The organism is Anaerovorax sp. IOR16 (assembly GCF_017168145.1).
GTDB lineage: Bacteria > Bacillota > Clostridia > Peptostreptococcales > Anaerovoracaceae > IOR16.
The window spans coordinates 658,231-681,097 of record NZ_JADQTL010000010.1; the positions used below are offsets into that span (position 1 = coordinate 658,231).

Genomic DNA, 22,867 nt, shown 5'->3' on the forward strand with positions numbered 1-22,867 from the left:
GATGGCAAAGGCAATCATGGTACAGGGCACAATGTCCAATGCAGGCAAAAGCTTGTTGGTAGCTGGATTATGTCGTATTTTTAAGCAGGATGGCTATAAAGTAGCACCTTTTAAGTCGCAAAATATGGCTTTGAATTCTTTTATTACAAAAGAAGGACTTGAGATGGGAAGAGCGCAGGTTGTACAAGCAGAAGCAGCCGGTATTGAACCTTCGGTACTAATGAATCCAATTTTGCTGAAGCCGACTAATGATACAAGCTCACAAGTCATTATTAATGGTGAAGTTTCCAGCAATATGAGCGCAACAGAATACTATAAACGTAAGAGAGAGATTGTACCTGAAATTGAAAAGGCATATGAAACATTGGCGAATGAATATGATATCATAGTGATTGAAGGAGCAGGTAGTCCTGCAGAAATCAATTTGCAGGAAAATGATATTGTAAATATGTTCATGGCAAAATTGGCAAAGGCTCCTGTACTTTTGGCAGGCGATATTGACCGTGGCGGTGTTTTTGCATCGATTGTAGGAACGATGATGCTCTTTTCGGAAGAAGATCGTGCGAGAGTAAAAGGTACGATTATTAATAAATTTAGAGGGGATCGTAAAATTCTACAGCCGGGGCTTGATATGCTAGAGGAAAAAGTAAATGTACCTACGGTAGGAGTGGTTCCTTATTTAGATGTCGATATTGACGATGAAGATAGCTTAACAGAGCGTTTTGATCGTAAAGAGAGTGTTGGTTTGATTGATATTGCAGTTATCCGTGTTCCACGCATTTCAAATTTCACGGATTTTAATGTTTTAGAGTATGCTCCTGGTGTGACTCTCCGTTATGTTGGCAGTGTCGGAGAGATTGGAAATCCAGATATGATTATTTTACCGGGAACGAAAAATACAATGGAAGATTTGCTTTGGATGCGGCAGTGTGGATTAGAAGCAGCGGTACTGAAGCATGCTGCAGCAGGAAAAGCAATTTTCGGCATTTGCGGAGGTTTCCAAATGATGGGAGAAATATTATCCGATCCATATGGTGTAGAAGCTGGTGGTACTATTTCAGGTATGGGTTTGCTTCCGTCAGAAACGATATTCGAAAAGGAAAAAACAAGAACGCAGGCAAAAGGAAGTTTTACCGATCAGGTAAAAGGTATTTTTTCTGATTTGTGTGGTGTTGAACTGGAAGGTTATGAAATTCATATGGGCCAGACTGAATTACGAAAGGAAGCTTCGAATGCAGAATCTGTAGGACTTCTCACCCATATTACGGAGCTTTCCGGAAAACCTTGTGATAAAATCGTAGGTATGTGCAAAGGAAATGTTTATGGATCCTATATACATGGCATTTTTGATAAAGAGGGTGTAACAAAAACAATCATTTCCGCTTTGTATCGAAGTAAGGGTCTTGATGAAAGTGCAGTATCAAGTTTAAATGTTGCAGAATATAAAGAGATGCAATATGACAAACTTGCAGAACAGATGAGAGCAAATATGGATATGGATTCCATTTATCGTATATTGGAAGAAGGTATTTGATTATAAGGAGGGAACATGAAGGTAAAATTACAAAATGTATTACCGACTGAGATTGAAAAGCGCAGCTTTGAGATGATTACAGAAGAACTTGGTGATCGAAAAATAGATCCAATCAATGAACCGGTTGTAAAGCGTGTCATTCATACCTCAGCGGATTTTGACTACTATGAGAATTTAAAATTTTCAACAGATGCAGTGAAAAAAGGAATTGAAGCTATAAAGAAGGGTGCTTGTATCGTAACGGACACAAAGATGGCTTACTCCGGTGTTAATAAATCAGTTCTGGAATCTTTTGGAGGAGAAGCATTTTGCTTTATGTCTGATGAGGACGTTGCTAAAATTGCAAAACAAAATGGATCAACAAGAGCAACTGCAAGTATGGATAAGGCAGCGGATCTTGCGGCAAATGGAAAACCAATAATTTTTGCAATCGGAAATGCACCGACGGCTTTGGTACGTTTATATGAATTAATTGAAGAGGGTAAGCTTTCACCGGAATTAATTATTGGTGTTCCGGTAGGGTTTGTGAATGTAGTGGAATCTAAGGAATTGATTATGGAAACGGACGTTCCTTATATTGTTGCAAAAGGAAGAAAAGGCGGCAGCAATGTAGCGGCTGCAATTTGTAATGCAATGCTTTACATGGCAAGAGATCAACGGGATCAATCTAAGTAAGGCAAAGCTAGTAAGTTCGAACAAGAAAAGAGGCGTAAGCATGAAGAGCTATTTGGAAGTAATCAAAGGAATCAAACCAGCTGACGAAAAAGCCATTCAAGAGGCGAAGGCACATAATGACTGTCTGATCAAACCGCTTGGAAGTCTAGGAAAGTTAGAAACCATTGCCATTAAGATGGCAGGGATTACAGGAAAGATGAAAAACAATCCGGCAAAGCGTTGCAGTATTGTTATGGTAGCAGATAATGGCATTTGTGAAGAAGGAGTTGCTGGAACGCCACAAGACATTACCTTGATACAGGGTATGAATATGACCAAAGGGATTTGCGGAATGGGCGTGTTGTCTGGTTATGCCGGTGCGGATATTAAGGTTGTCGACGTTGGTATTATGTCGGATTACAACAACGATAAGGTATATAACCGTAAAATAAAATACGGTACCGATAACTTTGCAAAAGGGCCTGCAATGAGCAGAGAAGAAGCTATTCGCGGGATTGAGACTGGTATTGATATGGTTCGTATTGCGGTAGAAGAAGGTTATGAAATTTTAGGAATCGGCGAAATGGGTATTGGAAATACAAGCAGCACAAGTGCGGTATTAATGGCATTCACACGAGTATCCGCAGAAATTGCAGTCGGAAAGGGCGGCGGTTTGACTGATGAGGCTTTACTACATAAAAAAGGAGTCATTACAAAAGCCTTAGAGCTAAATAAACCAAACGCGGAAGATCCGATTGATGTCATTTCCAAAGTTGGAGGTCTTGATATTGCCGGTATGGCAGGATGCTTCTTAGGTGCGGCATATTACCGAGTACCGATTGTCATTGATGGAGTCATTTCTGCTTTGTCTGCTTTAGCAGCTTACAAGCTAAATCCAAATGTTAAGGATTTTATATTTACCTCTCATCGTTCGAAGGAACCGGCTTATGATATTATTTCCAAAGAGCTTGGTATGGAGGCTATGCTCGATATGGATATGAGACTGGGAGAAGGGACAGGCTGTACTTTAGCATTTCCGATTATAGGTGCGGCTTGTGCGATGCTTAGCAATATGGCTACTTTTGAAGACATTGCTTACGATCATTCCTATCGCATTGACATACGTGAAGAAGAGAAGTAGGCGGAGGAAGTAGAAATGGCAGAAGTTATTTTAATGACCGGAGGTGCAAGAAGCGGAAAAAGCTTATATGGGGAACGCTTTGCAAAGGAGCTAGGTAAGGATAAGGTTCTTTACATTGCAACGGCCTCTGTCTGTGATGAAGAAATGCAAGAACGAGTAAAAAAACATCGTGCCCAGCGTCCGTCTGAATGGGTAACGCTGGAACAGTTCTGGAGATTTGATAAATTAGCTGAGAATCAAGATTTTTTAGATGCAGACGCAGTATTAATTGATTGCTTAGGCTTTATGTTGAACAATATCATGTACTATTGTGATATTGATTGGGATCGTTGTCCTCCGGAAGATATGGAACGTGTTGAAGAACGAATGCTTTCTGAGGTAAGAAGTTTAATTGCAGTTTGTCGGGAGCATGGTAAAAGTTTAATTGGTGTTACGAATGAAGTGGGGATGGGTCTGGTACCGGCCGAGCGTTCAAGCCGTTATTATCGAGATATTTTGGGGAGAGCCAACCGTTGCTTTGCTGAACTGGCGGATAAGGTCATCTTTATGGTTTCCGGCATTCCAATGCAGGTGAAGCCATATTAATAAAATAAACATTGGAAAACAAATCCGTTTGAAGAAGCGACTTCGAAGTCTATGAATGTACCTTATTTAAAATCAGTATATTTACGGACGGAGCAGAGTCGACGAAAACTGATTTGTTTTCCTTTCTAATAAAAGAAACGAGGCTTATTATGAAAACAATTTGGTTAATGATGGCATTCTTTACGAGACTTCCGGTTCCTTATGTTGAATATACCGAAGAAAGATATTTAAAAGGTTTAGAACTGATTCCATTGCTTGGAATTTTAATGGGCGGTATTTTATATGGCTTGTCCTTTTTTCATCTAATCTTTGATCCGCAAGTCGTATCTATGATTTTATTGGGTGGATACATTGTTCTTACTGGAGGTCTTCATTTGGATGGACTGGCAGATACTTGTGATGGAATTTTCAGTGGAAGAGAGCGAGATCGTATGCTTGAAATCATGAAAGACAGTCATGTAGGATCTTTTGGGGTACTTTCTATGATATTCTTTGTAGCCTTTTATATGGTAATGTACGGTCGAATTCCTTATGAATCCTTGCTGGTTTTGCCGGTTGTAGGAAAAAGTGCGCCGTTAATCTCTGCCTCTTTTGCTGAGTATGTACGACCTTCGGGAATGGGGAAATTACTTGTAGATAATTGTGGGAAAGTAGAATTATTTATGGCTATTTTTGTACCAACAGTGGTAGCAGCTTTGTTGAATCCTTGGTATTTAATTGCTGTAGGCGTTGCAATTGTTTCTGTAATACTCTCTACAAATCATTTAAAAAAGGTCTTAGGGGGTATAACCGGAGATACAATGGGAATGGTATGCGAACTTTCACAAATGGTTTTTGTATTTGTCATTTATGCAACACAGAGTTTCCTCTCTTAAAGATCCAGATCCCTAAGTCCATCAATTAATTGAGTAGATTGTATTGACTTTTGATCTTTTTCTTTTACAATACGTGCCGGAACTCCGGCAACTACCATATTTGGTGGAACATCTTTTATAACCACTGAGCCGGCAGCGACGATTGCACCTTTGCCGACTCGTACTCCTTCGATTACAACGGCATTAGCACCGATTAAGACATCATCCTCTATAATGACGGGTGAAGTGCTTGGAGGTTCTATAACTCCGGCTAGAACGGCACCTGCACCAATATGGCAGTGCTTTCCGACAATCACACGGCCACCGATTATGGTTCCCATATCAACCATGGTTCCTTCTCCGATCTCTGCTCCAATATTGATAATAGCCCCCATCATAATAATAGCATGATCACCTATTGTTACTTGTTCACGGATGATTGCTCCAGGCTCAATACGAGCGTGGAGATTTTTTTTGTCCATAAGGGGCACTGCACTATTGCGTGCGTCATTTTCAATAATTATGTCAATAATTTTACTTTTGTTAGCCATTAAAATAGGACTAATTTGCTTCCAATCACCAAATATAATTTTGGTATCGCTGCCGGTAGGAAAGATTTGTGCATCGGGAAAATCAATAGTAGAGGCAGCACGCAAATATACCTTTACGGGTGTTTTTTTCTCAGATTTACGAATGTATTCAATGATTTCATATGCGTTCATATTGATTCTCCTTATCATAACTTTTCCTTGAATAGAATTCTTTTCATGATTATTTTGTATCAGTAAATAAAATTTGATCTAATCTATAAAATCCTTTGCTTTTTTGGACTAAAGCAGTTGCTGCTTTTAATGCTCCTTTTGCAAAGATTTGTCGGCTTGTAGCAGAGTGGGTGATGGATAAAACTTCATCTTCCCCAAAATAATAAACCGTATGCTCTCCGGCTACCGTGCCTCCACGAAGTGCGAAGACCCCGATTTCCTGTTTTCGACGTTCTCCACATTCTCCATTTCTTCCATTGATTATTGTGCTTTGATGATCTGGGTCAATAGCATCTAATAGTAATTTTGCAGTTCCGCTTGGCGCATCGACTTTTTTATTATGATGTGTTTCTACAATTTCAATATCAAAATCCTCTTTTAAAATAGGGGAAATTTGCTGTAGTATTTGATGAAATACTGCAATGCCAAGACTGTAGTTAGCACTGTAAAGTACAGGTGCATAGTCTCCTAGTGACTTTAGTGTGTCTTTATCTTCAGATTGAAATCCTGTGGTACCACAGCAAAGTGCTGTGCCAGTACGATGTACATATTCTGTTAAGTGTGGCAGCATGGCGGGATGAGAAAAATCAATGACAACATCAGCTTTTGGCATTTGTGATAGAATATGAGGGTTGGTAATGTCAGCATAACCCATGACTTCATGCCCTGCCTTCATTGCAAGTTCTTCAATGCGTGCTCCCATTCGTCCGTGACCGGAAAGTAAAACCTTCATAGCAATCCTTCCTTCTATGTAATATTTAAAAAACGAGTTCTTTTCTATGATATGATTGAATATGTAGGTAAATTCAAAATTAATGAGAAAACAAGAAAAAGCGTTGTGAAATGACTATATCTTTGATCTTTTAGATAAGAGAAACTATAGTTGAAATAAGAAGAATTACAAAAAAAAATCTCTTCAGATTTCTGAAGGGATTTTTTTGAAAATATCATGATTGATATAAATAATTTCTTGTCATAGGTAAGCTATTATTAACGCCTTTCGTAAAAACAAGTTGATGTATATCTACTACACCATTGTTAAATCCGGCTGCACAGCCACAAAGGTATAACTGCCACATTCTAATAAAGGAATCGCTGAATTTTCCTTTTAGTTTATCCTTATTTTTCTGAAAGTTTTCATTCCAACATAAAAGAGTTTTATTATAATGGCGACGAAGACTTTCAATATCTACAGTATAATAGTTAAAATCACTGCAAATGCTTATAATTTCTCTTAAACTTGGAATAACACCACCCGGGAAAATATATTTTTTAATCCAAGGATCTCCGTCATTTTCGATTCTTCCGCTGATATAATGGAGAAGAAATATTCCACTTGGATTTAAAACGGAATTCACATTTTTAATAAAAAGATTATAATTTTTACGACCAACGTGCTCTAGCATTCCTATGCTGACAATTCGATCGAATTTTACGTCTAATTTATGTAACTCTCGATAATCCATTAGTTTAACTTCAAGATAGTTTTCAAGATTTTCTTCTTTTATACGTTCTTCAAATTTTTTTGCTTGTTCTTGGCTTAATGTAATACCAACACCATGAATTTTATATTTTTTTGCAGCTTCGATTAGTAGAAATCCCCATCCGCACCCGATATCGAGCAGAGTCATATTTTCTTGTAGATTTAATTTAGAAAGAGTCAGGTGCACTTTATTAAGCTGAGCCTGATACAGAGAATCATTTTCTGTCTTAAAGTAACCGCAGGAATAACTCATTGTATCATCAAGCCAAAGGCTATAAAAATCATTCCCAATATCATAATGATACTGTACTTCTTTTTTTTGTTCTCTTGCAGAAGTAGGAGGATGAATCAGATTCTTTAGAATCTTATTGTCTACATAAAATTGAGTCATTTGTCCTAAGAAGTAATTCAGAGTCTTGTAGAGATCACCCTTTATCTCTAAATCTCCACGCATATATGCTTCCCCTAAAGCAAGAGAAGTACTGGCTAAAAGATCACATTTGGGGATGGGATTGTTCAGTAGAATTTCGAATTTTGGCTCTCCATCTCCGATAACAAAGCTCTCGTCATCTTTAAAATTCACCAAGAAAGGATTTTGGTCGAATTTACTAAGATATTTTTTTAAAAAATCAAGTTCTATATTCTTCAAAATATCGCCTCCATATAATTTTTACCTAAAATATAAGTTAAATTATAATTGTCATCATTTGAAGTTAGGCAAAATCATTTTTGCAAGATTCGTCTGATGACAAAAAAAGATCCTGCTTTATGTTTTCGATAGTATCCGGTTGTTTTTCAATGATTGAGGAATAGCACATCGCACCTACAAGCTCGATGATCATAAACATAATGTGGTAAGACTGGGATGGTGAATAGGAGCTCATATGAGGATGATTGATCCATCTATCAGTTAGTATCTGTAAACGCGAATTTTCTTCCTGTTCGATCTTCTCACGAAAAATACTCCATGAGAGCTTTTTTTCAACAATAGTTAACATTTCTGTATTTTGTTTGAAAAATTCTATAATATAATCGGTAATCAATATTATTTCATTAATAAAATCATCGGTATTTTGTTTGTGTGCATATTCAATCGATTGCTCAAGAAGAGTAACCGTGCGTTTTATTACGATACAACTGAGTAAATCATTTTTATCTTTGAAATATAGATAGAAAGTTCCTTTTGCGATATCTGCTAATTTAACAATCTCATCAACAGTTGTATTAGATACACCTTTTTCCATAAATAATTTACAACCCGCATCTTCAATCCGAATTCTTTTTGCTAGTTTTTTATTGTTTTTTTCCATTCAATCCTCCAGATTGCTTATGATTGTAAATTATGACTGACGGTCAGTCTTTATTATTACTATAGCATACATATTAATTAAAAATCAAATAATTATTGGAAAAGATATGAAATAATAATTTTTTAACTTTTTATCCGTCTGTTATTGTAGTAGTAAGAAAAGAATAGTAATATTATCTTGGAAAAAAATTAAGGATGGATTTATAGTGTTAAAAAAATCTTTGTTTAAATTAGCTTTCGTAATCATTATTATTTTTGTTGTTTTTATTGGATATTCCGCGTATAGTATATGGTCTTTTAGCAGTGAAGATCAGTTGGTAAAAACAGATGTAGCGGTGGTATTGGGGGCTGCTGTTTGGGAGGATGAACCTTCCCCTGTTTTCCGAGAACGAATCAATCATGCGATTTGGTTGTATGAGAATGATTATGTAGATAAAATTATATTTACAGGTGGGAAGGGAAAGGGGACTCAATTTGCAGAATCTGAAGTGGGTAGAAATTATGCGATAGAAAATAACGTTAATATAGAAGATATTTTCATTGAAACAAAATCAAAAATTACTGAGGAAAATATCCGATATGCATATGAAATTATACAAGATCAGAACTTTAGAACATGTACGATTGTCAGTGATCCCTTGCATATGAAACGAGCTATGCTAATGGCAGAAAATACAGGAATAGACGCGTATTCATCACCAACGCGCAGTTCAGCATATAAAACATTAACAAGTCAAATTCCGTTTTTTTTCAGAGAGTTGTTTTATTATACGGGTTATATTATTAGTTTACCATTTCGGTAATGATTGAATGATGAATCAAAAATAACGGGTAAATATTACCCGTTATTTCAGACTGTAGACAAAATACCTTGCTAAATTTATATTCTTATAATTTCTGCAAGGTATTTTCTATTTTTTCTATAAAGCTTTTAAAAAAAGAAAAAATAAAAGGATATCTCTATGCCATTTGATTCCTTCTTTCAGATTTATGAATCCATGTTGCTAGTTTTTTTAGATTCATGGACGCAAAAAGAAGATTCAGTTCCATTTCTATCTTCTGAATCCCTCGATATTGTGTATAACGCATATTATGTTTTTCTTTTGCATCGGCAAAGACTCGCTCAATGGTTTGACTCCGTAGTTTGTAAAGATCTCGATACTTTGGAGTATGACGAATGTCCTCACATTGCTCTATGTAGTTTTCCCATATATGACGTGTGACTACTTTTACATGGTCTTTACTTGCTGTGCATTCTGATAAGGAAGGGCAACTCTTGCAAATTTCTCCTTTACTCTTATATTCCCGATACCCTTCTCTATTTGTTGTAGTATAGTTTAACACTTGGTTTTCTGGGCATACAAAGCAATCATAGTATTCATCATAAGCATATTCGTGTTTTTTAAAATAACCATTTTTTGTCATAGGTCGTTTGTATGGTAGGATAGGAATTCGTTTATCTTTGAGTATTTCTCTAGCAATTGCAGGTGTTTTATATCCGGAATCCATTACAATATTTTTTACACCTTTATATCTTTTTACTTTTTCATAAATCTTTGGGAATGCAACTGAGTCATGTACATTTCCTGGATTTGTATGAAAAGCAAGTATGTAATTGTTTCGATCGCAAGCTACATTTGCAGCATAAGCAAATACTACCTTATGCTTTCCTTTATGAAATACACCGCAATCCGGATCTACGGTACTTTTCTTGATTACTTTTGTCTTTTCTTTGGCTTCCGTTTTTTTTTACAAGCTTGTTTTCCTCGTTCAATGCGATCTTCGTTAATTTCTTTCATTAGTTCTTTTTCATAGTATTTAACGGATTCCAAAACGGTTTCTTTTTCACTGTTATGGTTATTTGCACTTGCTTTAATATGTGTACCGTCAATGAAAATGCTTTCTGAATTAATGAATTCATATTCCATAATTTCAGCAATGACTCTTTGAAAGATTTGTTCGAATAAGTCAGTATTTTGAAACCGACGAGAGTAGTTTTTACCAAAGGTAGAAAAGTGAGGAATTTCTTCCTCTAAACTATAACCAAGATACCATCGATAAGCTACATTCGTTTGAATTTCTTTAATGGTCTGCCTCATGGATCGAATACCAAAGGTATATTGAATGAGGGTAATTTTAATTAAGACGACAGGGTCGATGCTTTCTTTTCCCACATCAGAATACAAATCTTTTACAAGGTCATAAATGAAAGAGAGATTAATCGCAGTATCTATCTTACGAATAATATGATCTTGTGGAACAAGAGAATTCAAGGTTACCATTTGAAATTGATCACGACCTAATAAATCTTTCTTACCCATCATAAAGCAAATACCTCCATGTATTTATACATATATTTTACCATAAATACAATAAAATGTATTACATTATGTAAAAAAAACTGTAGGCAAAGATAGAGATATCCTTGTCTACAGTCTGAAATAACGTAAGCAGCATTTTCTTTATTTCCATACCTCCACCGTAGCCGACTAAGTTTCCATTGCTTCCGATGACTCTATGGCAAGGGATAAGGATTGGTAGAGGGTTTTTGTTGTTTGCCATTCCAACAGCGCGGCAGGCTTTCGGTTTTCCGATTTGAACAGCAATTTGAAGATAGCTTCGTGTTTCTCCGTAGGGAATGTTTTTTAGGGCATCCCAAACAGAATGCTGAAAAGGTGTGCCTGTTGCATCATAAGGCAAATCAAACCATTTTCTTTTACCATCAAGATATTCGTTCAACTGTTTGGCTGCTTCTTTAAGCAAAGGTGTCTCTTTCTGCTCATAATTTTCTGTATGAAAGTCACTTCCAAAGATGACGTGTGTAATTGCTTTTCCGTTTTCAGCAAAACCGACGGTACCTAATTTTGTTTCATAGAAAAATAAATGTTTCATTTTTTACCTTTCATCTCTCATAAATTCTATACTATCTTTTAGGATTAAACTTTTTAAAAAAATAAGAAACTGAATTTGTTATTTAAAAATCAGTTCCTTATTCTTGTTTCAAGATTCTTTAATAGGACATATCGATTCCTATTTTATAAAAATAGAGTATATAAAAGTGGCTAAGTTACTTTTTTAATATTGTATGGATGTTAAAAGATCAATCAGATCATCCGATATCCATGACATCACATATTCTTCTTTTTCAGTATCTTTATTGATTTTTGTCTCATCAATGATAAAATCATTATTTTCATAAAATGCTACGGATTTTTTGTTTTCAGAATAAACATGGAGATTTAATTGATCATAATTTTCCTTACAATAATTTAAAAGTGCTTTTCCAATGCCTTTTCCTTGTTTTTCTCCTGTTACAAAAAGTGCTCCTATATATTCACTTTCAAGTACACTGATAAATCCTAGAATTTCGCCATTTTCTTCGTATACATATGTGGTGGACTGCGGCAAAACCTGTTTTTTTACCAAAAGAAAATTTCTTGCCCAATAAGAGGATGGGATAAACGGGTGTGCGGTTGTTGTTGTATCGAGCCATATGCTCATGACTGCATCGCAATCAGTTATCTTGTAATCTCTGATCATAGCTTTTCCCTACACTTTTCCATTAATTATCATTTTTAAATGTGTATTTTGTATATCGTGGAAATTATTTAATTTATTTGACATATACCTTTGGAAGTCTTTGTCCAAATGCACAAGCGATTTCATAATTGATGGTTCCGGTTGCAGTGGCAATGTCATCCGCTAGAATGGTGTTAGTGCCATCTGTTCCCATAATAATACATTCGTCACCTAATTTAACATTTGGAACGTCAGTCACATCAACCATGCACTGATCCATACAAATGTTTCCTGCAATTGGAGCAAATACACCGTTTACAATTACCTTTGCATCCTTGGAATATGGTCTTGGATAACCATCAGCATAACCCAATGCTAAAGTAGCAATAAGACTTTCGCGCGCAGATACAAAACGTCTACCATAGCCTACAGAGAAATCAGTAGCAACTTTTTTCAAATGAATAATATTTGCTTTTACAGACATAACCGGCTTAATGGAAAGCTCGTTACGATCCACTTCATCTGAAGGGTATAATCCATATAAAATAATGCCGGGTCTTACGGCGTCATAATGAGCAGTCGGCACTTCCATGATAGCAGCGCTGTTTGCTAATGTGCGGAATGGAATATTTACTCCGGCTTTTGTTAGTGCTTCATAAAAGTCTGCATACTTCTTTTCCTGTGATTTTGCATAGGTCTTGTCCAAAGCATCAGCAGTTGAAAAATGCGAAAAAATGCCTTTGATTTTAAAGTTGGATAGCTGATTGATTTTTACTACATCAGCAATGGCTTCTTCGTCATATGGTTGATAACCGATTCGCCCCATTCCGGTATCAACGGCAATTAACCCTTCGACTGTTTTCCCCTTAGCAGCTGCGGCATCTGAAATTGCCTTTGCATTTTCAAAAGAACAGGTTACTGGGGTAATGTCATACGCAATGATTGTATCGGCATACATATCCGGTGTCAAACCAAGCATGATAATTGCTTCTTTAAATCCTGCTTCACGTAAGGTGATGGCTTCTTGCAAGGTAGCAATGGCAAATGTACCTACTCCGTTGCTTTGAAGAACCTTTGCAACTTCTACGGAACCATGACCGTAAGCATCGGCTTTGATCACTCCGATGAGATCTCGATTTCCTGCTTTTGCTTTGATTTGTTTGATATTATAATCCAAGTTACTTAAATTGATTTCTGCCCAAGCTGGTCTTAGAGCTTCCTTAAACATGATACATACGTCCTTTCTTTTATAGAGCTTACACAATGACTCAATTATATACCTCTCATACTTGAAATTCAACCCTGCAAGTGCACTGCAAATGTGATATACTAAAGCAGAAAATTCATGTGGAATGAAATCAAAAAAGTAGGGACAAATTATATAAAAAGTATATAAAAAAGTAAATAATTTGTTCATAGAAAAGAATTCAGATCTATGACGGAACAAAGCGGAAAGAAGAGGAATAATTCATGTGCAATCTTAAAAAAACGGTATTAATTACAGGTGCAAGCCGTGGCATTGGAAAGGCTTGTGCGGAGATATTTGCAAAGAGAGGTTGGCAAGTTGTCCTTGGCTATAATAAAAGTGAATCCGAAGTAAAACAATTGGAAGTTTCTCTTTCTTTAAAAGGATTTTCCGTATTGGCATTGCAAGCTGATGTAACAAATCAAGAGCAGGTAAAGCAGATGTTTATTGAAGCAAGACGCGTATATGGGAGCATTGATGTGTTAGTAAACAATGCAGGGATTTCACAGTTTCGTCTTTTTACAGATATTACAGAGCAAGAGTGGGATTTGATGTTTGATACACATTGCAAGGCTGCCTTTTTTTGTACGCAATGTGCTTTGGAAGATATGATTTCAAACAAAAAAGGGAGTATTGTCAACGTTTCTTCGATGTGGGGACAGGTAGGTGCAAGCTGTGAAGTACATTATTCGGCAAGCAAAGCTGCAATCATCGGGCTGACGAAAGCATTAGCAAAAGAGCTTGGACCAAGTAATATTCGTGTTAACTGTGTGGCCCCTGGTGTAATTGAAACGGACATGATGAAAGCGGTTTCAGAAGAAATAAAGGATTCTCTTTGCGATGAAACACCATTAATGCGTTTGGGAAGTGCTGAAGAAATTGCAAAGGCTGTTTTCTTTTTAGCTTCGAATGAATCCTCTTTTATTACCGGTCAGATTTTGGGAGTAAATGGAGGATTTGTGATTTAATAGATAATATGATAAGTAATATCTTTGATTTTGTTTAATACCACTTTTTTAATATTTTTCTACCACAAAAACCCTGCATTTTTTTTAGAGATGCAGGGTTTTCTATTGCAAAAATAACAAAGAATAAGATTAAAATCGAATTAAAATTTTTAATAAGGAGAGTGGATAAAATGAAAAAACAAATGCAATATGGAATTTTATTTTTTATTGGAGCAATTGGGTATAGTACTCTAGAAATTGCTTTTCGAGGCTATACGCATTGGACGATGGTTTTAACGGGAGGTCTTTGTTTTTGTTTTCTATATATGATTAATGAACATTTCCAAAAAATTGCACTTTGGAAAAGATGCTTGTTAGGTGCAGCCGTAATAACAGGAGTTGAATTTATTGTAGGATGCATTGTTAATCTTTGGTTCCGTTGGAATGTTTGGGATTATTCTGCATTACCTTTGCATCTTTTTGGACAAATATGCATTTTGTTTTCTATATTATGGTTTTTTTTATGTATACCAATTTTCTTCATAACTCGAAAAATTAAAAACAATATACATTAATTTTTGGTTGTAAAACAGAAATTAAAAGTCTCTGCTAAGTCTTCATGCTCAATTTGAGTTGTTTCAAAGGAGAATAGATGAAATACAATTTGGATGCATATTCCAACCCCGAAAGCCGTAACAATCGTACCTAAGCCTAATGGTCCACCTAAAAAATATCCACCCATAGCTGCAGAAAATTCGAGAATGCCTCGGCTTACTCCAACCGGTAATCCTGTGTATCGTCGGATTGAAACCATGAGAGAATCTCGTGGACCAGCACCAAATCCCGAGCCAATATAAAAATAGCTTCCAAAAGCGATTGTAAAAAGACCAGAAATTAATAAAACAATTTTCATAATAATAGTGGTCGCCAATGGAATGAGACTAGAGAATAATATCCAATCCATAAAAAAACCAATCAGAAGCATATTTAATAAAGTTCCAATTCCAATTTTTTCTTTTAAAAAGAGATCGAGTAGTACAATAATAATACTTACCAGAATTGTAGCTTGACCAATGGTAAGAGGAAGTACGTTTGTCAGCCCAGATTGGAATACTTCCCAAGGTCCATAACCTAAATCAGCTTGCATAATAAGTACAGTACCAAGCGAAAATAAAAATAGACCGAAAATAAGTCTCAAAATTCTTTTTAATTTTAATTTATTCATAATAATTGTCCCCTATATACTAGAAGTAATAAAAAAATAATCCTTAAAAAATAGAATCTCGGCAGAATGTAAACTTTATCATTCTGTAGAGATTCTTTATTATTGGTATCCCCGAGTGGAGTCGAACCACCGCACATGCTTTAGGAGAGCACTGCTCTATCCACTGAGCTACGGAGACGCATTCGGACTTATTCTATTATAATCCGAATGATGAATTAAGGCAACTATTTCACATAATTTCCTTTTGTTTTCGCTTCTATAATTACAAGTTATTGAAAGCGGTTTAGCATTAAAAACAGCGGATTACTATCATATAATACTTTGGCAAAACGCGATTCGTTAAGCGTATCTTGCAAAAAATCACTTGAAGTAAGATTCATAATTGGAATGAGTAATGCTAAAAGGATTAAAACAAGAACAAGGCCTTTCAGGCCACCGAAAGCGGCACCAAAAACACCATCAAAAAAGCCAGTCAGCCCATCGTTTGATCTCTTACTGAAAAGTGAAGTTAAAAATAAGAATATTATTTTTATTCCGATTGCAACTATAAGAAAACTAATAATACTGAACAATACATCAGCTAAGCCGTTTGCTAAGGATTCTGCAAGAGCGTTAGTCGCTGCAGTAACGGCTTCTTTTAACACTTCAGGGATTCCGCTTAAAATCTGGCTAGCAGTGTCAGAGCCTTCTGTTGCAACACGTTCTGTAAGCTTTGTCTGCATCATATCATAAAAACCTGTTTTTTCTTTTAAAAAGGCTGATACCTTTGGATACCATACAAAAGATAAGACTAGTGATAAAATCCAGCCTGCTGTATGAAGAAACGTATTCATGAAACCTCGGACATAACCTAGTATAAAAGAAATTAAAATAATTACTCCAATCGCAATATCCATCCACATGGTCTATCCCTCCTAATTTTTGCATATATCTTATATTACCAATTTGTACGAGTAAATACAAGAAACTCCGAAAGGAATGGGGGAGAGTTACTATGAATTATATGAGATATCACCGAGATGTGTTAATGCTGGAAGAACAAACCTCAGACTTCTGTGCAAAAGCGGGTGCTGTTCGTGGACATCTAAAAATAGAAACCGGAAGTAACAAAGGAGCTTTACGTTGCCAAGTACAAAATTTACGTTATTATCCTAGGGGCGATTACGTTTATAAATTAATCTTTTTTGGAAAAAAGAATGAGAGAACCATTCATGCCATTATCGGGACGCTTATGATAAATAAAAATGGCACCGGTGAGACATATTTTCGTTTTCACCCAAGGGATGTTGACGGGAAGGGCAACGAATATGCAGATTTTTCGACTGCGATTGTAGCGGCTGTTTCTTCCTTTGATGAGAAAGAACCATTGCATCCGATATTAAAAGGGGAGACCGGGAATTTGCCCGCACCCAGTATTCAAAAGGAGGACTCGCTTGTAAGAGTAGCAAATACACAAATAGATGAAAAAGAATCCAGCAAAGCAGAAAACAAAATGGAAGGGAAAGAAAGGGTAAATACTGAAAAAAAGTCAGAAGAAAAATCTAAGGAAGTTAATGTAGAAAATAGTATAGAATTTGCAGAAAACCAGATTGCAGAGGGAACAAAGAAAGAAGAAACAGTACAAAAAGAAATAGCACCCCCTAATTTCAATCGATTCTACAATGAATACCTATTATATGCTTGCGGACATATGTGCAGAGTTTCAGAGTTTTATGAGGAGGTAAATCCGTTTTCCGAAGATTTAACAGGTGCAAGATGGAAGAAGATAAAAAATGTAGGAAGCCTTCCTCTTGTTTCACCGGGTGCACAATATTTTTCAACGCAATACCGACATTATCTGTTTGGTGCAAAAGGAAATTCGCAAGGATTTGCAGAGCGTTACTTCTTTGCTATTCCAGGTAGGTTTACTGAAGTGGAAAAACCGGATGGTGGAAAGTCGGGATTTACTTATTGGCAACCAATGTATGGTGCAAGTAGAGAAAAAAATGAATATGGATACTGGATTGTAGAAATTAATGCAGAGAATGGAGATGTTTTAGAAATTAAAAATAAATAAGGTACGGAATAAAAAGAGTAATTTAGAAAGTGGAACCATTGATAAAATTTAAAAAGTATGGTATGCTTGTAAAGATAGTCTGATAAATAAAAAGGTAGGTTAGAGAACGCCGTGCAAGAGTTGGATTTTATGAAAGAGGCATTGGTCGAAGCGAAAAAAGCTTTTGCTTTGCAAGAGGTACCCATTGGTGCTATCATTGAAAAAGACGGGAAAATTGTAGGGCGTGGTCATAATTTGACGGAAACCATGAAAGACCCAACGGCGCATGCTGAAATATTGGCGATTCGTCAAGCAGCACAAACCCTGGGAGGATGGCGATTGTTGGATTGTAATATGTATGTAACAACAGAGCCTTGCTCAATGTGTGCAGGTGCAATCGTGCTTGCTCGAATAAAAAAGCTTTTTATTGGCACGCAGAACCCGAAAGCAGGAGCGTGTGGTTCGATATTTAATATCGTTCAAGAGAAGCGTTTAAACCATTTTGTAGAAATAGAAATTGGACTGTTACAAAAAGAATGCGAACAAATGATGAAATCATTTTTCAAAGTATTAAAGACAAAATGATAATAACACGGAGGAAAAAGAAGTATGAAAAGAATAGGTGCTATTTTAAGCTTAGCTGTATTATTAGTTATGCTTGCGTGTCCTTTTAGCTATGCATCGGGATTGGAGCTTGTAAATATTTCACCAAAGGATGGTCAGACTGGATTACAGCCAATGGGTGTTGCAATTAAGATGACCTTTAACGAAAACATGACGGAAAAAGTAACACAGGAAGCAAATAAGGACTGCTTTACCGTTACGGATACTTCTGGAAAGAACATAAAATTAATGCCAGTCTATGATGCGAAAAAATATCCAAATGATGTTTGGCTGATTTTAAAAGATGATTTAATTTCAAATAATGAATATAAACTTGTAATTTCCGAAGATTTAATTTCCTCCGAAGGAAATCGTCTTGGTGAAGATCTTGTAAGTGAATTTAAAATTAGAAATACAAGTACTGATACAACAGTAAATATGGTTATGATGGTAGGAATGATGGGAGGAATGGTATTTTTCTCCTCAATGGATGCAAAGCGAAAGATGAAAAAGGAAGCGGAAGAGCATCTAGAAGAAGAACCATTAAATCCATATAAAATTGCAAAAGAAAAAGGTATTTCTGTTGAAGAAGCGGTAAAGCAGGTTGAAAAAGAAAAAGCGAAAGCAGCTAAGAAACGTGCTAAGCAGCAGGCAGAAGAGGCAAAACGTAATCAGATTCAAGACGATGTGAAATGTGTATCTCAAAGAAGACCAATTGCGGCTATAGGTGGGAAGACACCAGAATCTGTACTAAAACGCAATCAGCTCAAGAGAGAATTAGAAGAGAAGGCTAAGGCTGAGAGACTTGCAAAAGAATTGGCAAGACAAGAAAAAAATAAGAAAAAATAAAATTGAAATAAAAAAACAGCGTTTCTTAAGAAAACGCTGTTCAGACTGTAGACAAAATACCTTGCTAAATTTATATTCTTATAATTTCTGCAAGGTATTTTCTATTTTTTCTATAAAGCTTTTAAAAAAAGAAAAAATAAAAGGATATCTCTATGCCATTTGATTCCTTCTTTCAGATTTATGAATCCATGTTGCTAGTTTTTTTAGATTCATGGACGCAAAAAGAAGATTCAGTTCCATTTCTATCTTCTGAATCCCTCGATATTGTGTATAACGCATATTATGTTTTTCTTTTGCATCTGCAAAGACTCGCTCAATGGTTTGACTCCGTAGTTTGTAAAGATCTCGATACTTTGGAGTATGACGAATGTCCTCACATTGCTCTATGTAGTTTTCCCATATATGACGTGTGACTACTTTTACATGGTCCTTACTTGCTGTGCATTCTGATAAGGAAGGGCAACTCTTGCAAATTTCTCCTTTACTCTTATATTCCCGATACCCTTCTCTATTTGTTGTAGTATAGTTTAACACTTGGTTTTCTGGGCATACAAAGCAATCATAGTATTCATCATAAGCATATTCGTGTTTTTTAAAATAACCATTTTTTGTCATAGGTCGTTTGTATGGTAGGATAGGAATTCGTTTATCTTTGAGTATTTCTCTAGCAATTGCAGGTGTTTTATATCCGGAATCCATTACAATATTTTTTACACCTTTATATCTTTTTACTTTTTCATAAATCTTTGGGAATGCAACTGAGTCATGTACATTTCCTGGATTTGTATGAAAAGCAAGTATGTAATTGTTTCGATCGCAAGCTACATTTGCAGCATAAGCAAATACTACCTTATGCTTTCCTTTATGAAATACACCGCAATCCGGATCTACGGTACTTTTCTTGATTACTTTTGTCTTTTCTTTGGCTTCCGTTTTTTTTTACAAGCTTGTTTTCCTCGTTCAATGCGATCTTCGTTAATTTCTTTCATTAGTTCTTTTTCATAGTATTTAACGGATTCCAAAACGGTTTCTTTTTCACTGTTATGGTTATTTGCACTTGCTTTAATATGTGTACCGTCAATGAAAATGCTTTCTGAATTAATGAATTCATATTCCATAATTTCAGCAATGACTCTTTGAAAGATTTGTTCGAATAAGTCAGTATTTTGAAACCGACGAGAGTAGTTTTTACCAAAGGTAGAAAAGTGAGGAATTTCTTCCTCTAAACTATAACCAAGATACCATCGATAAGCTACATTCGTTTGAATTTCTTTAATGGTCTGCCTCATGGATCGAATACCAAAGGTATATTGAATGAGGGTAATTTTAATTAAGACGACAGGGTCGATGCTTTCTTTTCCCACATCAGAATACAAATCTTTTACAAGGTCATAAATGAAAGAGAGATTAATCGCAGTATCTATCTTACGAATAATATGATCTTGTGGAACAAGAGAATTCAAGGTTACCATTTGAAATTGATCACGACCTAATAAATCTTTCTTACCCATCATAAAGCAAATACCTCCATGTATTTATACATATATTTTACCATAAATACAATAAAATGTATTACATTATGTAAAAAAAACTGTAGGCAAAGATAGAGATATCCTTGTCTACAGTCTGAACAGCGTTTCTTAAGAAAACGCTGTTTTTTTTAAAATTATTTACCTGTACAAGGAGAAACGCTGTACATATGTTTTACACTTGATAAGATCACATTAGTTTGTGTCCGTTTAATGCCTGAAATACCTTTGATTCGATTCATGATACTTTCTAATGTGACAGTGTTTCTAGTTGTAATTTTTAATACATAATCGTATTCGCCAGTCACATAATGACATTCTAAAATTTCATCTTCTGCTCGTACAAAATCTAAGAAGTCACTTGTATGATGAGGATTCTCTAAACTAATGTTCATAATTACCGATAATTCTTTATCTAAAGAATGAGAATTTAGAATTACCGTATATTTTTCAATAACATTTGAACTTTCTAGTTTTTTCAGTCTTTCACTCACTGCTGATAATGATAAATTTACTTTTTTACTTAATTCCGATATGGAAACTCTAGAGTTTCCTTGCAGGACTTCTAGAATTTTAACGTCAATAATATCCATTCATTCACCGCCTTATATTTTTTTGAGAAAATTCGTTGACTCGATAAGAATATAAACACTTATTGTAATAATACCAAAATAATTCGAATAAATCAATAGAATTCGTTAACAATATCAAAAAATATAAGATTTTTTTATGTGAAAGATTTGCCTTAAAACATGGATAATGGTATACTATTGCATGGAAAGCAATAAAATAAGAGACACAAAATAGATAAAATAAGGAGGAAGAAAAAGTGGCGGAGCTAAATGAAAATGCATCCAACTTTATTCATAATATAATTGATAAGGATTTGGAAGATCAGGTTTATGGGACAAGGGTACATACTCGTTTTCCTCCAGAACCGAATGGTTATCTGCATATTGGACATGCAAAGTCTATTTGCCTGAATTTTTCTACCGCAAAAAAGTATAGCGGCAAGTGCAATTTGCGCTTTGACGATACAAACCCTGTAAAAGAGGATACAGAATATGTGGATTCCATACAAGCTGATGTAAAATGGCTTGGGTTTGAATGGGATCAATTATTATATGCTTCGGATTATTTTGATCGCATGTATGAATGTGCCATTGATCTAATTAAAAAGGGAAAGGCATATGTTTGCGATTTGAATGCAGAAGAAATGAAAGCGTACCGGGGAACATTAAAAGAACCTGGCAAGGAAAGCCCTTATAGAAGTCGCACAATTGAAGATAATTTACAGATATTTGAAGAGATGCGACAAGGTAAATATGGTGATGGTGAAAAAGTGTTACGTGCAAAAATTGACATGGCTTCACCGAATATTAATATGAGAGATCCTGTTATTTACCGAATTGCACATACGATACATCATAATACAGGAGACAAATGGTGCATTTATCCAATGTATGATTTTGCACATCCAATTGAGGATGCCATTGAAGGGATTACACATTCAATTTGTACTTTGGAATTTGAAGACCACCGTCCACTGTATGATTGGGTATTGCGTGAATTAGAATGGGTAAATCCGCCAAAACAAATTGAATTTGCTCGATTAAATTTAACAAATACTGTAATGAGCAAACGTTACTTAAAAGCTCTTGTAGATAATGGGGATGTAGAAGATTGGGATGATCCTCGTATGCCTACCATTGCAGGTTTACGTAGAAGAGGATTCACACCAGAGTCCATTCGAGATTTTTGTGAACGAATTGGTGTTGCGAAAGCAAATAGTACGGTTGAAATATCTTTGTTGGAGCATTGCATCCGAGAAGATTTAAAAACAAAAGTGGAAAGCCGAATGGTTGTTATGGATCCATTAAAGGTGGTAATCACAAATTATCCGGAAGATTTAACTGAAGAAATGGTCATTGAAAATAGCAGAGAGGATGAGTCTAAAGGCGTACGCAAAGTTCCGTTTTCCAGAGAACTTTATGTAGAACGGGATGACTTTATGGAAGTTCCTGCTAAGAAGTACTTCCGGCTGTTTCCGGGAAATGAAGTTCGATTTAAAGGGGCTTACTTCTTAACTTGCAATGAGGTGATTAAAGATAATAACGGAAATGTCATTGAGCTTCGCTGCACGTATGATCCGGAAACAAAGAGTGGAAGCGGATTTGAGGGACGCAAGGTAAAGGGAACCATTCATTGGGTAGATGCTAAGACTGCTGAAAAAATTCAGGTACGTGTATACAGCTATCTAATGGTTGAAGATGAAAATGGCGAGAACGTCATGAATCCTAATTCTTTAACCGTGAAAGAAGCCTATGCAGAACCTGCAATAAAGCAGACACAACCAGGAGAAAGATTCCAATTTTTCCGTCACGGCTATTATATTGCAGATGAAAAGTTAACAACAAACGATCAAAAAGTATTTAATCAAATTGTTGATTTAAAGAGTTCTTGGAAAAAATAAGAAACATCGAAGACCTATTTTTATAATAGGTTTTCTTTTTTTTTCTTGACTTTTATTGTTTACAGTTGTAAACTTAACTTAAGGTTTACAACTGTAAACAATGTATTATAAAGGAGGTGT

At 35.6% G+C, this 22,867-nt stretch carries 22 protein-coding genes, 1 tRNA gene and 2 pseudogenes; 12 read left to right on the plus strand and 13 right to left on the minus strand.

Translation table 11 applies throughout. The features are described from left to right. The first annotated feature begins 1 nt into the window (after nucleotide 1). From I2490_RS13625 to cobS, 5 genes are all read left to right on the plus strand, one after another. On the plus strand, nucleotides 2-1,534 hold the full coding sequence (locus I2490_RS13625; protein ID WP_206460293.1) for a cobyric acid synthase: 1,533 nt from the start codon (nucleotides 2-4) through the stop codon (nucleotides 1,532-1,534). 15 nt (nucleotides 1,535-1,549) lie between these two features. Continuing rightward, a complete protein-coding gene (locus I2490_RS13630) occupies nucleotides 1,550-2,209 on the plus strand; it encodes a precorrin-8X methylmutase (RefSeq protein ID WP_206460294.1) in 660 nt (219 codons plus the stop codon). Nucleotides 2,210-2,249: 40 nt separating this feature from the next. After that, a complete protein-coding gene (cobT, locus tag I2490_RS13635) occupies nucleotides 2,250-3,329 on the plus strand; it encodes a nicotinate-nucleotide--dimethylbenzimidazole phosphoribosyltransferase (protein ID WP_206460295.1) in 1,080 nt (359 codons plus the stop codon). A gap of 15 nt (nucleotides 3,330-3,344) precedes the next feature. Further along, the gene (gene cobU / locus I2490_RS13640; RefSeq protein ID WP_206460296.1) at nucleotides 3,345-3,914 is read left to right on the plus strand and encodes a bifunctional adenosylcobinamide kinase/adenosylcobinamide-phosphate guanylyltransferase; all 570 of its coding nucleotides are present in this window, start codon (nucleotides 3,345-3,347) and stop codon (nucleotides 3,912-3,914) included. 149 nt (nucleotides 3,915-4,063) lie between these two features. Then, nucleotides 4,064-4,789 (plus strand): adenosylcobinamide-GDP ribazoletransferase, encoded by a 726-nt coding sequence (gene cobS, locus I2490_RS13645; protein ID WP_206460297.1) that lies wholly within the window; start codon nucleotides 4,064-4,066, stop codon nucleotides 4,787-4,789. On the opposite strand, the gene dapD is transcribed toward cobS, so the two are convergent. From dapD to I2490_RS13665, 4 genes are all read right to left on the minus strand, one after another. Beyond that, a complete protein-coding gene (gene dapD / locus I2490_RS13650) occupies nucleotides 4,786-5,490 on the minus strand; it encodes a 2,3,4,5-tetrahydropyridine-2,6-dicarboxylate N-acetyltransferase (protein ID WP_206460298.1) in 705 nt (234 codons plus the stop codon). The two genes, cobS and dapD, sit on opposite strands and share 4 nt — an antisense overlap. Nucleotides 5,491-5,539: 49 nt before the next feature. Next, the gene (dapB, locus tag I2490_RS13655; protein WP_206460299.1) at nucleotides 5,540-6,262 is read right to left on the minus strand and encodes a 4-hydroxy-tetrahydrodipicolinate reductase; all 723 of its coding nucleotides are present in this window, start codon (nucleotides 6,260-6,262) and stop codon (nucleotides 5,540-5,542) included. Nucleotides 6,263-6,476: 214 nt separating this feature from the next. Then, nucleotides 6,477-7,661, minus strand: a complete 1,185-nt coding sequence (locus I2490_RS13660) for an SAM-dependent methyltransferase (RefSeq protein WP_206460300.1) — start codon at nucleotides 7,659-7,661, stop codon at nucleotides 6,477-6,479. Between the two features lie 64 nt (nucleotides 7,662-7,725). Further along, on the minus strand, nucleotides 7,726-8,322 hold the full coding sequence (locus I2490_RS13665) for a TetR/AcrR family transcriptional regulator (RefSeq protein ID WP_206460301.1): 597 nt from the start codon (nucleotides 8,320-8,322) through the stop codon (nucleotides 7,726-7,728). Between the two features lie 205 nt (nucleotides 8,323-8,527). Here I2490_RS13665 and I2490_RS13670 point away from each other — a divergent pair, with 205 nt between their 5' ends. Beyond that, nucleotides 8,528-9,124, plus strand: a complete 597-nt coding sequence (locus tag I2490_RS13670; protein ID WP_206460302.1) for a YdcF family protein — start codon at nucleotides 8,528-8,530, stop codon at nucleotides 9,122-9,124. Between the two features lie 157 nt (nucleotides 9,125-9,281). Here I2490_RS13670 and I2490_RS13675 read toward each other — a convergent pair. The 4 genes and pseudogenes from I2490_RS13675 to alr all read right to left on the minus strand — a co-directional run bounded on the left by I2490_RS13675 (nucleotide 9,282) and on the right by alr (nucleotide 13,068). Next, nucleotides 9,282-10,645: pseudogene (locus I2490_RS13675) on the minus strand (IS1182 family transposase). A gap of 58 nt (nucleotides 10,646-10,703) precedes the next feature. Beyond that, nucleotides 10,704-11,213, minus strand: coding sequence for a methylated-DNA--[protein]-cysteine S-methyltransferase (locus tag I2490_RS13680; protein ID WP_206460303.1), 510 nt, complete (start codon nucleotides 11,211-11,213; stop codon nucleotides 10,704-10,706). Between the two features lie 183 nt (nucleotides 11,214-11,396). Next, nucleotides 11,397-11,861: an N-acetyltransferase gene (locus I2490_RS13685; RefSeq protein ID WP_206460304.1), complete on the minus strand. Its 465-nt coding sequence runs from the start codon at nucleotides 11,859-11,861 to the stop codon at nucleotides 11,397-11,399. Between the two features lie 73 nt (nucleotides 11,862-11,934). Next, complete coding sequence (gene alr, locus I2490_RS13690; RefSeq protein ID WP_206460305.1) at nucleotides 11,935-13,068, minus strand: alanine racemase; 1,134 nt, start codon at nucleotides 13,066-13,068, stop codon at nucleotides 11,935-11,937. 242 nt (nucleotides 13,069-13,310) lie between these two features. On the opposite strand from alr, the gene ymfI reads away from it, so the two are divergent. Both ymfI and I2490_RS13700 read left to right on the plus strand, forming a co-directional pair. After that, nucleotides 13,311-14,054: an elongation factor P 5-aminopentanone reductase gene (gene ymfI, locus I2490_RS13695; protein WP_206460306.1), complete on the plus strand. Its 744-nt coding sequence runs from the start codon at nucleotides 13,311-13,313 to the stop codon at nucleotides 14,052-14,054. A gap of 170 nt (nucleotides 14,055-14,224) precedes the next feature. After that, complete coding sequence (locus tag I2490_RS13700; protein ID WP_206460307.1) at nucleotides 14,225-14,608, plus strand: putative ABC transporter permease; 384 nt, start codon at nucleotides 14,225-14,227, stop codon at nucleotides 14,606-14,608. Here the strand turns inward: I2490_RS13700 and I2490_RS13705 are convergent. The 3 genes from I2490_RS13705 to I2490_RS13715 all read right to left on the minus strand — a co-directional run bounded on the left by I2490_RS13705 (nucleotide 14,605) and on the right by I2490_RS13715 (nucleotide 16,160). After that, complete coding sequence (locus I2490_RS13705) at nucleotides 14,605-15,258, minus strand: YczE/YyaS/YitT family protein (protein WP_206460308.1); 654 nt, start codon at nucleotides 15,256-15,258, stop codon at nucleotides 14,605-14,607. The two genes, I2490_RS13700 and I2490_RS13705, sit on opposite strands and share 4 nt — an antisense overlap. 103 nt (nucleotides 15,259-15,361) lie before the next feature. Beyond that, nucleotides 15,362-15,436, minus strand: a tRNA-Arg gene (locus tag I2490_RS13710). Nucleotides 15,437-15,527: 91 nt separating this feature from the next. Next, nucleotides 15,528-16,160, minus strand: a complete 633-nt coding sequence (locus I2490_RS13715; protein WP_206460309.1) for a CvpA family protein — start codon at nucleotides 16,158-16,160, stop codon at nucleotides 15,528-15,530. A 92-nt stretch (nucleotides 16,161-16,252) separates the two neighbouring features. Here I2490_RS13715 and I2490_RS13720 point away from each other — a divergent pair, with 92 nt between their 5' ends. From I2490_RS13720 to I2490_RS13730, 3 genes are all read left to right on the plus strand, one after another. Then, on the plus strand, nucleotides 16,253-17,314 hold the full coding sequence (locus I2490_RS13720; RefSeq protein ID WP_206460310.1) for a hypothetical protein: 1,062 nt from the start codon (nucleotides 16,253-16,255) through the stop codon (nucleotides 17,312-17,314). Between the two features lie 129 nt (nucleotides 17,315-17,443). After that, nucleotides 17,444-17,878 carry a tRNA adenosine(34) deaminase TadA gene (gene tadA / locus I2490_RS13725; protein WP_206460311.1) on the plus strand — a complete coding sequence of 145 codons (435 nt, stop codon included), beginning with the start codon at nucleotides 17,444-17,446 and terminating at the stop codon, nucleotides 17,876-17,878. A gap of 24 nt (nucleotides 17,879-17,902) precedes the next feature. Continuing rightward, nucleotides 17,903-18,745, plus strand: coding sequence for an Ig-like domain-containing protein (locus I2490_RS13730; protein WP_206460312.1), 843 nt, complete (start codon nucleotides 17,903-17,905; stop codon nucleotides 18,743-18,745). A 150-nt stretch (nucleotides 18,746-18,895) separates the two neighbouring features. On the opposite strand, the pseudogene I2490_RS13735 reads toward I2490_RS13730, so the two are convergent. Continuing rightward, nucleotides 18,896-20,259 (minus strand): annotated as a pseudogene (locus tag I2490_RS13735) (IS1182 family transposase). A 152-nt stretch (nucleotides 20,260-20,411) separates the two neighbouring features. Beyond that, nucleotides 20,412-20,867, minus strand: a complete 456-nt coding sequence (locus I2490_RS13740; protein ID WP_206460313.1) for an Lrp/AsnC family transcriptional regulator — start codon at nucleotides 20,865-20,867, stop codon at nucleotides 20,412-20,414. Nucleotides 20,868-21,103: 236 nt separating this feature from the next. Here I2490_RS13740 and I2490_RS13745 point away from each other — a divergent pair, with 236 nt between their 5' ends. Then, a complete protein-coding gene (locus I2490_RS13745; RefSeq protein ID WP_206460314.1) occupies nucleotides 21,104-22,747 on the plus strand; it encodes a glutamine--tRNA ligase/YqeY domain fusion protein in 1,644 nt (547 codons plus the stop codon). The last annotated feature ends 120 nt before the right edge of the window (nucleotides 22,748-22,867 follow it).

Bases quoted from the DNA above. Each gene is read 5' to 3' on its own strand.
- I2490_RS13625 (WP_206460293.1), top strand. From the start codon at position 2: ATGGCAAAGGCAATCATGGTACAGGGCACAATGTCCAATGCAGGCAAA.
- I2490_RS13630 (WP_206460294.1), top strand. From the start codon at position 1,550: ATGAAGGTAAAATTACAAAATGTATTACCGACTGAGATTGAAAAGCGC.
- cobT (WP_206460295.1), top strand. From the start codon at position 2,250: ATGAAGAGCTATTTGGAAGTAATCAAAGGAATCAAACCAGCTGACGAA.
- cobU (WP_206460296.1), top strand. From the start codon at position 3,345: ATGGCAGAAGTTATTTTAATGACCGGAGGTGCAAGAAGCGGAAAAAGC.
- cobS (WP_206460297.1), top strand. From the start codon at position 4,064: ATGAAAACAATTTGGTTAATGATGGCATTCTTTACGAGACTTCCGGTT.
- dapD (WP_206460298.1), bottom strand. From the start codon at position 5,490: ATGAACGCATATGAAATCATTGAATACATTCGTAAATCTGAGAAAAAA.
- dapB (WP_206460299.1), bottom strand. From the start codon at position 6,262: ATGAAGGTTTTACTTTCCGGTCACGGACGAATGGGAGCACGCATTGAA.
- I2490_RS13665 (WP_206460301.1), bottom strand. From the start codon at position 8,322: ATGGAAAAAAACAATAAAAAACTAGCAAAAAGAATTCGGATTGAAGAT.
- I2490_RS13680 (WP_206460303.1), bottom strand. From the start codon at position 11,213: ATGAAACATTTATTTTTCTATGAAACAAAATTAGGTACCGTCGGTTTT.
- I2490_RS13685 (WP_206460304.1), bottom strand. From the start codon at position 11,861: ATGATCAGAGATTACAAGATAACTGATTGCGATGCAGTCATGAGCATA.
- alr (WP_206460305.1), bottom strand. From the start codon at position 13,068: ATGTTTAAGGAAGCTCTAAGACCAGCTTGGGCAGAAATCAATTTAAGT.
- ymfI (WP_206460306.1), top strand. From the start codon at position 13,311: ATGTGCAATCTTAAAAAAACGGTATTAATTACAGGTGCAAGCCGTGGC.
- I2490_RS13700 (WP_206460307.1), top strand. From the start codon at position 14,225: ATGAAAAAACAAATGCAATATGGAATTTTATTTTTTATTGGAGCAATT.
- I2490_RS13705 (WP_206460308.1), bottom strand. From the start codon at position 15,258: ATGAATAAATTAAAATTAAAAAGAATTTTGAGACTTATTTTCGGTCTA.
- I2490_RS13715 (WP_206460309.1), bottom strand. From the start codon at position 16,160: ATGTGGATGGATATTGCGATTGGAGTAATTATTTTAATTTCTTTTATA.
- I2490_RS13720 (WP_206460310.1), top strand. From the start codon at position 16,253: ATGAATTATATGAGATATCACCGAGATGTGTTAATGCTGGAAGAACAA.
- tadA (WP_206460311.1), top strand. From the start codon at position 17,444: ATGAAAGAGGCATTGGTCGAAGCGAAAAAAGCTTTTGCTTTGCAAGAG.
- I2490_RS13730 (WP_206460312.1), top strand. From the start codon at position 17,903: ATGAAAAGAATAGGTGCTATTTTAAGCTTAGCTGTATTATTAGTTATG.
- I2490_RS13740 (WP_206460313.1), bottom strand. From the start codon at position 20,867: ATGGATATTATTGACGTTAAAATTCTAGAAGTCCTGCAAGGAAACTCT.